11 protein-coding genes, 1 tRNA gene and 1 pseudogene are annotated in these 15,577 nt (G+C 39.1%); 7 read left to right on the top strand and 6 right to left on the bottom strand.

The features are described from left to right. The first annotated feature begins 225 nt into the window (after window positions 1-225). From fumC (D1092_RS07315) to D1092_RS07330, 3 genes and pseudogenes are all read left to right on the top strand, one after another. Window positions 226-1,614, top strand: coding sequence for a class II fumarate hydratase (fumC, locus tag D1092_RS07315; protein ID WP_120121125.1), 1,389 nt, complete (start codon window positions 226-228; stop codon window positions 1,612-1,614). 136 nt (window positions 1,615-1,750) lie between these two features. Further along, window positions 1,751-1,909: pseudogene (fumC, locus tag D1092_RS07320) on the top strand (class II fumarate hydratase); the annotation flags it as partial. A gap of 1,677 nt (window positions 1,910-3,586) precedes the next feature. Beyond that, a complete protein-coding gene (locus D1092_RS07330) occupies window positions 3,587-4,477 on the top strand; it encodes an outer membrane protein (RefSeq protein WP_120121131.1) in 891 nt (296 codons plus the stop codon). A 1,519-nt stretch (window positions 4,478-5,996) separates the two neighbouring features. Here the strand turns inward: D1092_RS07330 and D1092_RS07335 are convergent. Then, a tRNA-Leu gene (locus tag D1092_RS07335) sits at window positions 5,997-6,081 on the bottom strand. Between the two features lie 224 nt (window positions 6,082-6,305). On the opposite strand from D1092_RS07335, the gene D1092_RS07340 reads away from it, so the two are divergent. Beyond that, window positions 6,306-6,911, top strand: coding sequence for a YqaA family protein (locus D1092_RS07340; protein WP_120121134.1), 606 nt, complete (start codon window positions 6,306-6,308; stop codon window positions 6,909-6,911). Window positions 6,912-6,923: 12 nt separating this feature from the next. Then, entirely contained in the window at window positions 6,924-7,493 is a 570-nt protein-coding gene (locus tag D1092_RS07345; protein WP_120121136.1) for a disulfide bond formation protein B, read from the top strand. A gap of 1,077 nt (window positions 7,494-8,570) precedes the next feature. On the opposite strand, the gene D1092_RS10060 is transcribed toward D1092_RS07345, so the two are convergent. From D1092_RS10060 to D1092_RS07360, 3 genes are all read right to left on the bottom strand, one after another. Beyond that, window positions 8,571-8,696 carry a hypothetical protein gene (locus tag D1092_RS10060; protein ID WP_277623151.1) on the bottom strand — a complete coding sequence of 42 codons (126 nt, stop codon included), beginning with the start codon at window positions 8,694-8,696 and terminating at the stop codon, window positions 8,571-8,573. Window positions 8,697-8,846: 150 nt separating this feature from the next. Further along, the gene (locus D1092_RS07355) at window positions 8,847-9,062 is read right to left on the bottom strand and encodes a hypothetical protein (RefSeq protein WP_120121138.1); all 216 of its coding nucleotides are present in this window, start codon (window positions 9,060-9,062) and stop codon (window positions 8,847-8,849) included. Window positions 9,063-9,399: 337 nt separating this feature from the next. Beyond that, window positions 9,400-10,035 carry a hypothetical protein gene (locus D1092_RS07360; protein ID WP_120121140.1) on the bottom strand — a complete coding sequence of 212 codons (636 nt, stop codon included), beginning with the start codon at window positions 10,033-10,035 and terminating at the stop codon, window positions 9,400-9,402. 1,059 nt (window positions 10,036-11,094) lie between these two features. Here D1092_RS07360 and D1092_RS07365 point away from each other — a divergent pair. Continuing rightward, complete coding sequence (locus tag D1092_RS07365; RefSeq protein WP_120121144.1) at window positions 11,095-11,904, top strand: VIT1/CCC1 transporter family protein; 810 nt, start codon at window positions 11,095-11,097, stop codon at window positions 11,902-11,904. A 399-nt stretch (window positions 11,905-12,303) separates the two neighbouring features. Beyond that, the gene (gene dut / locus D1092_RS07370; RefSeq protein ID WP_120121146.1) at window positions 12,304-12,843 is read left to right on the top strand and encodes a dUTP diphosphatase; all 540 of its coding nucleotides are present in this window, start codon (window positions 12,304-12,306) and stop codon (window positions 12,841-12,843) included. 1,208 nt (window positions 12,844-14,051) lie between these two features. Here the strand turns inward: dut and D1092_RS07375 are convergent. Together D1092_RS07375 and D1092_RS07380 are read right to left on the bottom strand one after the other, a co-directional pair. After that, a complete protein-coding gene (locus tag D1092_RS07375) occupies window positions 14,052-14,642 on the bottom strand; it encodes a biopolymer transporter ExbD (protein ID WP_120121148.1) in 591 nt (196 codons plus the stop codon). After that, a complete protein-coding gene (locus tag D1092_RS07380; protein WP_120121150.1) occupies window positions 14,639-15,514 on the bottom strand; it encodes a MotA/TolQ/ExbB proton channel family protein in 876 nt (291 codons plus the stop codon). Before D1092_RS07380 ends, D1092_RS07375 begins: the two co-directional genes overlap by 4 nt. Window positions 15,515-15,577: the final 63 nt, after the last annotated feature.

Below are 15,577 nucleotides of genomic sequence, written 5' to 3' on the forward strand. Positions count from 1 at the left end.
AAATCCTTAAAACTGAACATAATTGCATTAATCTTAGAAAGTTCTTGCTAGCACTCTATGAGTGTGAGTGCTAACACTATCCAAGATATAAAATCGGCCTTTCTCAATGTCAAGGATAGCCATAAAATAATTTCTCTATAAATAAAACTTCCACGTCTTGCTTCTTCTTGCCATTTTGCGTTATCTAGCTTTTTAAGAACCCGTAAACAAATAAAGGATCTTATCATGGTTGAAACACGTCAGGAAACGGATAGCTTTGGAACGATTTCGGTACGCCAAGATCGTTATTGGGGAGCACAAACTGAACGTTCTCTGCATAATTTTAATATTGGCAGTGAAAAGCAGCCTCTTACCATCATTTACGCCCTAAGCCTTGTGAAAAAAGCAGCCGCCCTTGTCAATATGGACAAAGGCAAACTTTCTCCCAAGATCGGCAAAGCGATTGTCACAGCAGCTGATGAAGTTCTCTCTGGAGCTTTCGATGAGCACTTTCCCCTTTCTGTTTGGCAAACAGGCTCAGGGACACAAAGCAATATGAATGTCAATGAAGTGATCGCCAACCATGCCAGCATGCTTTTGGGGGGAAAACTGGGAAGCAAAAAGCCCGTTCATCCCAATGACCATGTCAATATGAGTCAATCCTCCAACGATTCCTTTCCCACGGCACTTCACATTGCCACCACGCTGCAAACACGCCAACATCTTTTTCCTATTCTTGAAGCGCTCATTACCACTTTCAAGAAAAAAGAAGAAGAATTTGCCGACATCATCAAAATTGGACGCACCCATACACAAGATGCCACCCCCTTAACGCTTGCACAAGAATTTTCAGGTTATCGGGTCGCGCTGGAAGCCAATCTTCATCGTATTGAAACAGCCCTTGCTGATGTTCAAATGCTTGCTCAAGGTGGAACGGCTGTGGGAACGGGGCTCAACGCCCCGAAAGGCTTTGACGTTGCCTTTGCACAAACAATCAGCTCCCTCACAGGAATACCCTTTAAGACGGCACACAATAAATTTGAGGCGCTAGCGCATCATGGTGCTCTTGCACATTTCCATGGCAGCTTGAATGCCTTAGCAGCTGATCTCTTTAAAATTGCCAATGACATTCGGTTTTTAGGTTCTGGTCCCCGTTCCGGCTTAGGCGAACTCAACTTGCCTGAAAATGAACCCGGCTCCTCTATTATGCCCGGCAAGGTTAACCCCACCCAGTGTGAAGCCATGACCATGGTTGCAACCCAAGTTTTTGGCAATCATACCAGTGTAACCTTTGCCGCCAGTCAGGGGCATTTTGAACTCAACGTCTATAAACCTGTTATTGGCTATAACGTTTTACAATCGATAACCCTTCTTGGGGATTGCATGCGTTCTTTTGATATGCATTGCATTCAAGGATTACGCGCCAATCGCGTTCATATTCACGCTCTCATGGAGCGCTCACTTATGTTAGTCACAGCTCTTGCCCCAGAAATTGGCTATGAAAAAGCCGCTGAAATTGCCAAAGCAGCACATAAAAATGATACAACTTTGCGCACTGAAGCCCTCAAAGCAGGCGTTTCTGGAGAAGATTATGACCGGTTGGTTGACCCCAAAAAGATGATCACTCCTCAATAAAGGAGCCAATAAAGAAGAGGCAAACTTCTTCAACCTTATCCATCAAAGCCATCGGGGTGTATCACACCCCGATAAACGTTGCCCACAGTGTTTATTTTAGGCTCTCATCTCCATTTTAGCTCTTTCCAAAGAAACGCTTACTCCCAAAATTGGCGATGAAAAAGTAGCTAGAATTGCCAAAGCAGCACATAAAAATGATACAACTTTGCGCACTTCAAGCCCTCAAAGCCAAGCGTTTTTAGGAGAAGATTATGACCGGCTGGTTGACCCCAAAAAGATGATCACTCCTCAATAAAGGAGCCAATAAAGAAGAGGCAAACTTCTTCAACCTTATCCATCAAAGCCATTGGGGTGTATCACACCCCGATAAACGTTGCCCACAGTATTTATTTTAGGCTCTCATCTCCATTTTAGCTCTTTCCAAAGAAACGCTTACTCCCAAAATTGGCGATGAAAAAGTAGCTAGAATTGCCAAAGCAGCACATAAAAATGATACGACTTTGCGCACTTCAAGCCCTCAAAGCCAAGCGTTTTTAGGAGAAGATTATGACCGGCTGGTTGACCTTAAAAAAGATGATCACTCCTCAATAAAGGAGCCAATAAAGAAGAGGCAAACTTCTTCAACCTTATCCATCAAAGCCATCGGGGTGTATCACACCCCGATAAACGTTGCCCACAGTGTTTATTTTAGGCTCTCATCTCCATTTTAGCTCTGATGAAAATATAGTTTGATTTATAATGATAATATCTCATTATTTAACTTGAATGAGAGTCCTAAATACCCGTAAGATTTTCTCATTTTAAAGCCATTTATATTAGCCATGTTTCTTGCACCACACAATCGAGATGTATCTATGACATAAAATTATAGTAAGAAAAGACTCAAAATACTTCTCATGAACCGTCGAGAAGAACTAAAGGATAGTTCACAACATTTTAGAACAAACCCCAATTTTAGAACAAGCTCAAGTGTATGATGAAAACCAGCTTGCCTTTTTTATGAGGCGTAATAATAGAAGTTCTCAATAGAAGCAACAGCTATTGGAACAAAACACAAGGTTCCACAAGGTTTTGACCTTACCTTTACTCAAAACAATCAACGCCCTCTCAAGAATATCCTTTAAAACAACGCGCACTCAATTTGAAGTGCTCGCGCATCATGGCATCCTTCTCCATTTCCTCAAATGCCTAACTCCATACGCTAATCCCTTTAAAACTGCTCTCATTAAAAAATTGCCAATGATATTTGACCTTTAGGATCTCATCCCTACTCTGGCTGAAACGAACGAGAAGAATGGTTCATAATTTTTCCTGAATGAAAATTTACATGAAAGAAAACCGGAAAAACACGCCCCCCCTTTACCCCCTGTTATTGTTCATATCCCCCCTTTTTAAATATCCCCCCTTTTTAATATTTCATTGAATCAATCCAAATGATGCGCTTGGATTGTCATAAGTAAGCATGGCATATCGATAAAAAACAACTGAAAAAAAAGGGGGGCTTTTTCTTAAATCCCCAAGGCTATCGTTATACAAAGGCACTCACAATACTGAAAAGCGGCAAAGAATGGAAAGGGCTCTCCCTACCCTTTTTAAAGACAAAGGATATTGATATTCAGCATATATTAGGCACAAAGATAACAATCGTTATGGATAATGTATTTATATATAAATAATAAAAAGTATTTTTTATCTATAAAATAATATTTTTCAACAAGATAAAATTTTATTTATTACACCATAATGTTCTATATAATACAGAGAACACTGAAAGAATAAATCAAAAAAATCATTTAAATTAAGATAGTTATTATGAAGTCGTAAGATAAATATGTTTTTTAAAAAACGCTTAACACTGAAAAATTATAGATTTTTTGTATTTTTTATTTTTTCATAATGAAATTATTTATAGATTTTTTTAACTAATTTATGCATAATATATTATGTAATTGAAATAAATTGGGGACGTTTTATGAATACAAAATGTTTAATTGCACTCTCTCTTTTCACTTTTATGACTGCTTCAACAGTGCAAGCAGCCGATACGGTAATGTTTCAGCCATCAACACCGAATATTTCATCGTCAAGTGGTTTAGCCCCAAGGATTGCGCCAGTGACTTTTTCTACGCCTTTTTCTTGGTCTGGTTTTTATTTTGGGGGACAAATTGGACATGTTTCCAATAAGAGCCGTTTAAATTATGCACCAGAAACGATGAGCGGAAAATGGGCTTTGGTCAACAGAGATTTAGCACCAAAACCATCGGGATTTATTGGCGGTTTTTATGTAGGTTCTAATATTGATTTAGGAAGTAACCTTATTATCAGTGTTGATACAGATGTAGTCTGGTCTGGTCGGAAAGACACCCAAACGGATAATGGCAAGAAAATTCTCGATAAATTAGACACTCTTAACGCAACCTTTCAAGAAGCTGGGATTTCTATTCTAAAACCTGCAAATCAGGATGAAACAATCCCCAACGCTGATGACATTATTGTGAGCAGTGTAACATTGAAAGAAAAATTGGGGGGCGCTTTGCGCGCACGCATTGGTTTTGCTTCCCATCGTCTTATGCCTTATATTGCAGGGGGTGTTGCCTACACACAGATGCAATATATCCTATCCCTTTTAACAAAATCGCATGAAGATTCAACGGTATTTGCTTCTGGCAAAGTGTTTGATAAAACAAAAACAATGATTGGTTATACAATTGGTGGTGGCTTTGATCTTGCCATGACCGATGACATTATCATGCGTACAGAATATCGTTATACAGATTTTTTTAAAAAGAAATTTGCAAATGATGAACTTAAAATAAGCGATCAAGCGCATAATTTTCGCCTTGGCATCGCTTATAAATTCTAATGTCTTTTAAAAAAAATGAAAGGTTTAAAAAACCCTGTTTTTAACAGGGTTTTTTTTCATGCCTCTCTCCTCCTTAAGAAACAAAGGCTCTAAAAACCAGTGCTCAACTGTCAACAAAGGATTGCAAAAATAGTGCAGCTTTTTGCAAGTTCTTCTCACCTCTCCCTTTTAGAGAATGCATTAAAAACATAAGAGCTTTCCCCTCACGACTATTGCATGAAATAAGTAAGAGCACTGATATTTCTTTAAAACAAAGATACATACTGCGCATCAAGAGCAACAGCTGATGATAACGTAACAGCCGCATAGAAGAGAAGCTTGTATGTTCATTTTTCAACCTCTTCTTCACCTCTCCCAAAGGCATGTTTCTTCGGCGATAAACAATCCAGTTTTTTCAGTATCAATTCACCGATCACTTCCCTTTCCCTCAAGTAAGATCACTTGATAGGATCACGGGAATTTACTTCGCGCCCTATCTTTTAAAAAACAAAGATCTTACTCCCCTTTAAAATCTCATGTCGGTTTATAAAGAAACAACAACTCTTGACTTCCCATTTCATGGGTTTCACTTAAACCTTAAAAACATGATGAGAAAATTCCCACCTGAATATTCAAGACACACTGAAAACAATACTGAAACGGCTTACCTTCTATCACCCCACTTTAGATGACGCTGTTTACAACTGTTCTAAGCCAGAATGGAACAAGGATATTGCCTCTCTCTGTTTGTTTTATACCTGAAACGAAAGAGATAATCTGATTAGAGAAAAACACATTAGAGAAGAATATGAAATTATAAAGATGAAAAAAATATTTGTGAAAAGCCGTTTCCAGCCTTACCCTCTCTCCTTTAACGTCTGCTTTCGGCAAGCAAAAGCCAAACAGTATCTTTTAAAGAGTGGAGGCTTACACATAGGCCTCACACTTTTGTTTCTCAATCCACATTCGGGCTCACACCTCTCATGTCATAGGAGAACGCTCCAAACCAAACCCTGCCCCCATACAAAACACACCTGCTCATTTGCGAGCATATTTTCAAAAAATATTGTATCCTCAAATCTATTTCGCCACAACGTCTATGACAAATAAAATCTAAAAACAAAATCTATTGTGCGCCCTCTTTACCCTTCATCAAAGAGCACGCTGGGAGCTTCCTATTCCTTTGTCCCCTCCAAGGATATGTCCCCTCTAAAGATGTCCCTTCGCACCTAATAAGATTCATGAAAAGGGATGTTTTCTTGTACAATTTTACGACACGCGAGTGCATCCGACTTATACGACCACTACGACCGCTACAGCCGCACGATACACACGCACGATAAATGTGCAAGAGACAAATTTTGGCTGATTGGGGATCAATAGATTTAAAAATAAGAGCCCTCTAATCTTCGAGGTCGTTCATTCAACAAGCAAAAGAATGAATACGCCTGATAAATCCCAATATTTTACAAAAAATATGATTGCCCTATGACAAAGTAAAGTGAAAGTCTTGATCGATAAAGGGAAATCTTCATCAAAGTGGTGCGGGTGGTCGGACTCGAACCGACACTCCTTTCGGAACCAGATTTTGAGTCTGGCGCGTCTACCAGTTCCACCACACCCGCACTTGTGTTATAAAAGACAGAGCTATAAAAGACAGACTTGTCGATTATCTCTTTGCACTATATGAAGAAGGATAGATTCGTCAACAGCAGACTTTTGATTTTTTAAGAATTTCTCTCATTTTCTTCTCTGTTTGATGGAATATTTTTTTTATCGGATTTATAGCAATTTCATTTATAGCAAACTCATTTGTAAAGTTTTTACCACTTAAATTTATAAAAAACGCATGATATTAAACAAATTAAAGCTTTGGACGATTTCTCTAGCAAATCGGCGTACAGCACCACATTGGCTTGGTTTCATTGCCTTTATTGAAAGTTCTTTTTTTCCAATTCCCGTAGATATTTTATATATCCCACTGCTGCTTATTCGTCAAAATCGGGTTTATCGCTATGCTTTGATTGCAACGATTTGTTCTGTTTTAGGAGGCATTGCCGGTTGGTTTATCGGACATTTTGCCTATGACACCCTTGCCAAACCCATTTTAGAATTTTACGGTAAAGTTGAAAGTTTTGAATCTCTAAAAAACAATGCAACCCTGCAATTTCTGATTATTTTACTGATAACATCAGGTTTTTTTCACCTTCCCCCCATCAAAATTGTCACAATTTTGGCAGGTGTGATGAATGTCCATCTTGAACTTTTCATTCTCATTTGTATTTTTTCCCGAGGAGCTCGTTTTTATCTTCTCGCATGGTTGATTAAACATTTTGGACAAAAAGCAATGAATTTTCTAAGACAGCATTTCAAATGGATTATCCTCATGGGATGTGTTAGTCTCCTTTTAATTTATGGGATTTTCATAGTTTTTTTAAACAAGCAGCTTTTATAAGGAACAAACTCAATGGCATGTGTTTTGTCTTCCCATTCCCTTTTAAACAAGCATCTTCATCTAGAACCCAGCAGAAAAGAGCAAAGTTTATGGGCTTTTTTTCTCGCTTTTTGCTTGTCTGCTACCGTAGGTCTCGCCCTTGGTTTTGAACATTTTGATGGGTATCTGCCTTGCGATTTATGTCTAATCGAGCGTTTTCCCTATTACGGGGCCATACCATTTTTGCTCTTAGCAGGTTTTGGAGCATGTTTTTTTCGCATGTCTTCTTGGATAAAACTTTTATTTTTATGTGTTTTTGTCTTAATGAGCATCAGCCTTGTTTTAGCCATTTATCATGCCGGTGTTGAATATGGCTTTTGGGAAGCGCCTCTCAGTTGTGGTTTAAATGCTGCGCGAAAAACCTCAGACATTAACCAGCTTTTTAATCAATTAAACAACATTCACCCTCCGTCTTGTTCAGAAGCCCCCACACGTTTTCTTTTTCTTTCATTTGCCGGTTGGAATGTGGTTGCAAGCCTCCTTTTCACCCTTATGAGCCTCTATATTACGTCAAAAGGCATTCTTTCAGGCTACAAGAAATAAAAAGAATTCCCAAAAAGAATTCCCCCACGCAGCACAGCATACTTTCCCTTAAAAAACACCGCATAGCGCGTGGGCTTCTGCAGCAAAAGAACGCCCTAGCACAAAACGTCCAGAACAGGAAAAAAATCATCCCTTTAACACGCATCCACAAACATCATCTTCTCATCAAACTTCTCCTTAAACGTTAAAGAGGATGAAACAATCTTTTATTTGTAAAATCTCCCTCTGTTTTTTATGCCTTTGCAGATTTAATGTTGTTATCAATATCCTCCTCTTAAAAAGGAGAGAGAAACAACAAAACAACCAGTACCGTATTTTATTGTTTTGCTTCTCTGTATTTATCAGCAATATTTTGATAGAAACTGACGGCAGAAAAGTGATCAGAGGATTAAGTAAGGGAACCAATCACTGTTGAATGATCAACCATACCTAAAAATAAAAATACAACGTCTCCCCCGCTCACTCTTTCAAAAGATCTATCACCCTAAAGAACCGCATAGTGTGATGGAACATGATCACGCCTCATAGCAAGAACATGAGACATTTTGAGATCTCAATACGCCTTATCCCCCTCACATATAAAACATCGGCTCAAATCAGCACTACGCATTCGACAAGTTTTTAGGTGCGATTTTCCACATGATTTGATTTTACCAGAACTTTGAAAAAAACGTCCTATTTGAGTGCTCTCTAAGAAGGAAAAACGCTACGGGAATGGTACGGTTTTGCCATTTTTAACAAAATCGCACCCCAATAATCCTGCGGCTTATGCTTGACAATCTCTAATAGAACCTAAAAAACATGGATTCTGTGCAATTATGCGACAACCGTTTCGGTAAACCATCTTAGTTCACTCGCATGGCGTCCCAAGGTTATCAGAGGAAGAATTTCATAAGGCTGTTGCTCTTATGTTTAAACATTCCCCCCCTTTACACCTTTGGCTTTTTAAAAAAATAAGCATATATAGGAAAACATATACGGGCATCAGTAACGGTATCCGCTTCCCGCAAGGAGAGAACGCAGGAATGGTTTCCTACTCCTTTTGTCATGTTTCATCATTTAAATTCCCCCTTTGATTTAAACGATCCAATTAAGAGCATAACCACCATCACCATAAAACAAAAGCTGCTGCTCATCATGTCCACTGATAAGCGATAAACTGAAATATCGCTCATCATCTGTACGAGCGACAAATTCTTCCAAAGTAACCACGCCCTACAATCGTTTTTTTTCGCATTTTCATCATGATAAATCATAAGATATTCTTTTCATATTATGCCATAGAGAGGGTTTTACCATGGCGCCAATTTTTCAAGAAAAATCCTTCACAAAGCAATAGAGAGCAAGGTTTCTTTATGGAGAGCGCTCAGGACGCCGTATTTTGACCTTTTCCATCACAATGATAAATTCAAATTTTAACCAAAACGATAATACGCTCCCTCTAAACGATTTGCGCACCACCTCATCCGCCACAGGCTGCTCCAATATCGATCCATTCATCGGTGTATTTCCTTGAGAATTTTTTACGCTTTCAGTCCCCGTAAAAAAAGACAATATTTTTTTTAGCATTGTCACCTCCATAGTATTGTAAACTCCAGTGCATTTTTAACTTCATTTCAGTTGATTCGAATTGAACAATGCCCAAAAAAATTCAATAAAAATAGAGGGTTAAGTTATGAAAACGAGAGGGGAGGTTTCAGTCTTATGTAAGCCTTTTCCAGCCTAACTTATCTTTATAAAAAACGTTTTTAAAAAATATAAAGAATATTTTCTTATGTAAAAACAATTGCTTATAACCTGGAGGAGAAAGACAAAAACCTCCCCCCTAAATAGGAAGACATTCTCAAAATTATTAACAAAAACGACGTCATTTTAGTGATCTTTTTATTTTTTTCTTCTGATAAAATTAATTGGCAGGTGTCTTCGGAGGAGCCCCTCCGGTAGGTTCCCAATTAGCAACACTTGAAGCCTGCTGAATGAGCTCCTTTGTTACTTCACCATTTTTCTTTACATATTTTTTACCATTCTCTTGCAGCCATTGTGCGAGCGTTGCTTTAACACTTTTACCTGGTGCAGCCTCACTCACCACTTCCCATGCTGCCACAGCTGCTGCAAGCTTTGGAGCATAACGAGGATGATTTGGATTTTGAAACGCATATTTTTGATCTTTCACTTCACCAGCACCACCCTCGGGAAAGAAAAATGCAGGGCGCTGACCACGTGATGAAAGCCATTCTTTTAAATCTTCAACGAGGACATGTGAAGAAGGTTCATCTATATCCTCTGGAAAACCCACCTCCCATTCTATCTTTAACCGATTGTTGCGTCCTGCTTGAACGATAGCATAATAAGCTGCTCGAAAATTAGCAGCGTTCTTTGAAGATAACCAATCGTCATCTTCGTAAATAATACTATTTTCTAGTTTTCTTAAATCAGCAACTCTACATCTCGCAGGATTCAAACCAACTATTAAAAACGCTGCCTGCACTATTGTTAATTTTTCAAGAAGTCGCCATAATTCTAAACCTTTATCAATTTCCATATACTACGTCTCTTTATTATCTACAAAAATTTAACCATTTTTTTAAACATCAAGAGTACTCGTCCTTTGATGTTTAAAGACTATGCACTTCTCACATTGCAACTCATCCCATGCTTTAAACAAAAACACAGCGCCCCTCCTCGTGATTCACAAGGAAATGATTTTGATATAAGGAGTTTTTAAGTGAGAGAATCATAGTGAATTTGGGGCTTTCATGCAAGATATAAGGCGCATTTCAAGGCGATAAATGCCCCTTCATAAAGCATAAATTTTCATGCGTGATCAAACAATTTGATATGATAATATATCTCGCTCGTTTATGCACCCCAGCCGTTAAAACCAATCCCAATCACAGCACAAAAGATAATTTATTAGACGCCAATAAATCCACCTCAATGCCAATATCATAAGAGGACTAGATTACACTTAAAACGGGATGCGGGCTGTACAACGATCCAATAAAAATGCCGAGAATACCACGCTAAAGACTGTCGAAAACAGTGGGGACTAAGCAGGTGTCATGGTACCGGCATGCTCTTTTATGAAGCATCAAAATGAGAAGACTCAAGAGATTTTTATTATTTCACGGGGGAAATTTATACTATTTCATGGGTGCCTTACTGCTCTCCCCTTCACCAGCACTTTCGCGAAAAGAGGCTTGGCGCCCTTAAAACAAGGTATTTTTTTAAATGATTTCAAAATTCAAAAAATTTTATCGGCTTTTTTATCGTCTTTTGAACGCATCAACTAAATGACGGTGCTGACTTATTTCTTTTCATCCATTCTCGAGTCTAAATCCATGAGAATGCTTCATTCAAATGCTCCTTTTAGCAAAATAAAATATATTTTTTCTCAATTCTTTCACGGTTTCCCCTCTCAACACCCTTGGATAAATCTCCTTTATTGATTGGATTTTCCAGCTTTATTTTCATGGTGTCACCACATTCTTTTTTTTCAGCGCAACCTTTTTGCACTTTTTCAGTTTGTAACTTTTAGGTTGACTTCCAATTTATTTTTATTAAGGTTTTAGAATTATTCTAAAGTGCAAAGGAACAGAGGATGTTGAGATCGTTTTTTTCACTTGTACGGCGTAAGGCTCTGTTTTTTCGTTCAGCACAAAAAACTCTCCTTCAAGCGCTCAAAGTAAAAGAGCAGCAGGCTGCACTCTATTTAAAATATGCAAAAGCTCTAGAGCCTTATTCCTCTAAAGAAGCGGCGGTTTTTACCGCCATGGGGCTTCAAGAGCTTGAGAGTTATAAGCAACTTTTGTGTCTTTCTTGCCATAATCGTTCCCACACGGCGGATAGATTATGTGAGCAAACTTCTTTTATAAAAAGCAAGGGGAGCCAACCCTCTCCTAAAAAAGCAACAGCAAATCACACTATAAAAAAACCCTCGAAAGCGGAAAAACAAACACTTTTGACATGGATTCAACCAGGTCTTGCTGGGTTAATGGATGGCTCTGTCTCCACCCTTGCCCCCATTTTCGCCGCAGCATTTGCCACAGGAGAAACGCATCAAACTTTTTTGATTGGTCTCTCAGCTTCCATTGGGGCGGGACTTTCAATGGGGTTTACAGAAGCAGCCCATGATGATGGAAAATTATCAGGGCGTGGTTCACCTTTGAAAAGAGGGCTTGCCAGCGGCATTATGACAACATTAGGGGGCTTAGGTCATACGCTTCCCTATTTGATCCATTCTTTTTATGTTGCAACAGTGATTGCCTGTATCATTGTTTTTTTCGAACTAGGCGCCATCGTCTGGATCCAAAACAAATACATGTCGACCCCTTTTTGGCGCGCCTCTTTACAAGTCATCATTGGTGGAGCTTTGGTTTTTGCCACAGGGATTATTATCGGCAGTATTTAAAAAAAACGCGTCCCCCATCATTTCACTCTCGCATATAATTTTGCCTATCTCATAGCGTGTCCCTTTTTTAAGGGGACACCAAATCATCGTTGGCAATCCCTTTATTGAAAGGGGCTCTTACTAATGATTTGATAGTCTTATCGGTCGTATCTAAAAAATCTCACCTGACTATTTCGTTTTAAATAAGCATATGTTCCTTTATAGGCATAAACCATTCTGCTGATATCATTATTGGAAAATGCTATTGGTGGAGCTGTGAAGTCTTGTGGATTAACAAAAGATAATAACCAAGCTCTGGGGACAACCTACATCAAAAAATCTTTATCGACTTGTTTTATGGATATCTTTTGTTAAAGTACCATTTTTTTCTAGATCTCATATTTTGGAAATGCTTTGATCATGCCGCATACTGAAACCAACGCACCGCTAAACAACCAAGAAAATTGTGTTTCTTCAAAATCTTCACATCCCGTGACTTTATTCGTTCAGCGTCTTGAACACGGACAAGGCTTAGAACTTCCTCACTACGCAACAGCGGGTTCTGCGGGTCTTGATCTACGGGCCGCCATTGGAGAAGAAGAAACTCTCGTCCTTTCGCCAGGACAACGTGCTCTTATTCCAACGGGTCTCATTTTTCATTTATCACCAGGGTATGAAGCACAAATACGCCCACGCTCTGGTTTAGCTTTAAAACACGGCATCACATGTCTTAATACCCCTGGAACGATTGATAGTGATTACCGCGGTGAAGTCAAAGTCCTTCTCATCAATTGTGGTCAGGAAGACTTTTCTATTGAACGAGGCATGCGCATTGCTCAAACTGTCATCGCCCCTGTCACCCAAGTTAATGTTTGTGCCATTGAACCAGCGCAAGAAGACAGTCAAAGTCATGCAGAGAGCCGTGGAACAGGAGGTTTTGGTTCAACAGGGCATACTTAAAGCACAATAAGTAAAGGCTAAAGCAACACAGACTTATTTCAAAGGTTCTCTCACTTTCGGATTCCTTAATTTTTGGGAGCTCCCTTGACGTTTGAAAATCCCGTGACGTTTGAGAATCCTTTGAAATCTAGAGAAATCCTTTGCGTAGTACGTCATCATAATACTGATACCCTAACAGCTTGAAAAATTGATTTGATGTATTCTTATTTCAGAGCTCTTAATTTTTGAGGCATCTTAAGCTTTTAAAGAAAAGCAGCGCCCACTCATGCCCAAGGCTCTCACCTTTTAATCAAACACACAAACCCTGCATCCTTCCTCCCCTTGTGTCTCTTCAAAATCTTAACAACCCCATACCTTTATCAATTCAGCATCTTGCACACGGACAAGATTTAGAACTTTCTCACTAAGCAAAAGCAAGTTCTGCGATCCTTGATTGATAGTGCCCCCCTAAAGAGAAGCATAAACCTTTTACTTAAGATATACCCTAATATGTCTTTCCTTGACCCCTTAGAGCTTTTAAAGCACGCATTCTTCCACGCTTCTCACTTAAAACGCACAAAGCCTCTCCATAACTCTCCCCTCACATATCCCCTAACCCGCTAAAACAATTGGTTACGATGATCTAGAAGACACATCCTCTTGAGAGGATTTGAGTAAAATTCATTGTCTTGTAAAATGAATAATCCATAAGATTTTCTCATAGCCAATTTGTTTTTACAGCCATCATAACCTACGTCTCTTATCCGTTACAAGCGCTGTTGTCCGTACAGATAAAAACGAAAAAAAGACTAAAAATTCCTATAGTTATAATGAACACATGTGCCAAGGGCGACCGCAACATTGGAAGAGCATAAAGAATACTCACTTGCTCTTTTATAAGGCATCAAAAATGGAAACACTCAATAGATTTTTTTACTCTTATTTTATAAAAGCATGACCATTTATTCATGAACGCCATTGCAAAAGCTTTATCTCTATTCAGCCCCAAAGAACAATAACCACGGCTGCTTTATAGAGCCTCTCTTGCAGCAAGATTGAGAGCGTTTTGTAATCCGATCAGACCAATTTTACGCTATCCAGTGCATACGACTTTGATTGAATCAATCAATGACAGTTGCCTCATCAATTTTATTCTATGGCTTTGATATAACTTTGATGAAGTTGCTTTGCATCCTTCAACAAAGCTATTTTTTTATCAGCTATTTTTATCATGGTGCAGAAGCCGTTCCAGAAATATGAGCATTGACAGTATCATTTATTGTTTCCACCTGTCCATGATCCACCACGTTAACGCCCACTCCACCCTCTGTCACAACAGGCTCCTTTGTTCCATCTGCGGTTTTATGATTTTGCCCACCTCTTGCGGCAAAATTAGAAGCGTTTTGCAATCCGACAAGACCGATTTTACCATATCCAGCCATGCGTATTTGATTTAATAAATCGATGACAATGCCATAATCAATTTCACTATCGGCTTTGATTAAAATTTTTGTTTCTAAATTTTGCTTGGTCTCCCTCAACAAAGTTTCTCTCAAAGCTGCTTGTTCGATAAGATGATTGCCAATGTAAAGAGAATGATCTTTTTGCAAAGTGACATACAGAGGCTCATCAGGTTGAATCTCTAAAGGTGCTTGCGTTATCGAAGGCAGCTGAACAGGAATGACAGATGTTGCCAAAGGTGCAGCAACCATAAAAACAATCAGCAACACCAACACAACATCAATAAAAGGAGTCACATTGATTTCACTGTGCAACCCATTTTCATCGAGATCAAAATCATCATTAAAGCTTGCTTTCATTTTTTATGACTTTTCTGTTGTTTTTGTCGATCCAGTTCACGACTCAAGAGCCTTTCAAGAGCAGCAGCAATATCGCCTAAATCACTGCGATAAGCATTCAAAGCACGCATAAGACTATTATACATAACAACGGCGGGTATGGCTACAAAAAGCCCAATCGCCGTTGCAAATAAGGCTTCAGCAATTCCAGGAGCAACCACATCAAGCCGCGTTGTTTGCGATTGAGCAATCCCAATAAAAGAATTCATAATCCCCCAAACCGTTGCAAAAAGCCCCACAAAGGGCGCAATAGCGCCAATGGTTGCAAGAACAGCGTTTCCACACGCAATACGACGTGTTGCAGCCAGCAAGCAGCGCGACAAAAGCGAATGAACTCTTTCTTTTAAACCTTCATGAACATCGCGGACATAAACATCGCGAGATACGTCTCCATATTGCTTATTCTCCTCATAAAAGAGAATATCCTCAAGCGTTTGTGCACTTTTCTCTGGATTGGCTCTTTCAACAGAGCTTTCACTTACCTCTTCGAAAGCAGCAAAATGAACCTCTTGTGTCGAAAGATAGACCTCTTTAAGGACTTCTTTGAGAAAAAACACCCCAGCCCCTTTGCTTTCTTTCAAGCTCGCCGCCAAACGCGTGAGAGTCTGAGCGTTCAGAACCAATCGGAGTTCATGACGCACGCGTCGTTTTGCCACAGTGACCTCAATAATTTTTACAAAAGCAATTGTCCAAGATATCAAAGAAGCAAGCAACAAAAGAATGATAACAGCTTTCACCACCCAATCAGCAGTCATAAACATAGAAAAAGGCGAAAAATCATGCCCTACCAATATAGCAGAACTCTTCTCTAAAGGGACTGTTTCAGATTCCATTTCTGTCTCACACTATTGTCATCTTATCTTTTTATGCGCTGAACCCCCCTCCCGCAGAGCACC

Source organism: Bartonella krasnovii, from assembly GCF_003606345.3.
GTDB lineage: Bacteria > Pseudomonadota > Alphaproteobacteria > Rhizobiales > Rhizobiaceae > Bartonella > Bartonella krasnovii.

Coding starts and splice junctions, on each gene's coding strand:
- dut (WP_120121146.1), top strand. CDS start 12,304: ATGCCGCATACTGAAACCAACGCACCGCTAAACAACCAAGAAAATTGT.
- fumC (WP_120121125.1), top strand. CDS start 226: ATGGTTGAAACACGTCAGGAAACGGATAGCTTTGGAACGATTTCGGTA.
- D1092_RS07380 (WP_120121150.1), bottom strand. CDS start 15,514: ATGGAATCTGAAACAGTCCCTTTAGAGAAGAGTTCTGCTATATTGGTA.
- D1092_RS07340 (WP_120121134.1), top strand. CDS start 6,306: ATGATATTAAACAAATTAAAGCTTTGGACGATTTCTCTAGCAAATCGG.
- D1092_RS07375 (WP_120121148.1), bottom strand. CDS start 14,642: ATGAAAGCAAGCTTTAATGATGATTTTGATCTCGATGAAAATGGGTTG.
- D1092_RS07365 (WP_120121144.1), top strand. CDS start 11,095: ATGTTGAGATCGTTTTTTTCACTTGTACGGCGTAAGGCTCTGTTTTTT.
- D1092_RS07355 (WP_120121138.1), bottom strand. CDS start 9,062: ATGCTAAAAAAAATATTGTCTTTTTTTACGGGGACTGAAAGCGTAAAA.
- D1092_RS07330 (WP_120121131.1), top strand. CDS start 3,587: ATGAATACAAAATGTTTAATTGCACTCTCTCTTTTCACTTTTATGACT.
- D1092_RS07360 (WP_120121140.1), bottom strand. CDS start 10,035: ATGGAAATTGATAAAGGTTTAGAATTATGGCGACTTCTTGAAAAATTA.
- D1092_RS07345 (WP_120121136.1), top strand. CDS start 6,924: ATGGCATGTGTTTTGTCTTCCCATTCCCTTTTAAACAAGCATCTTCAT.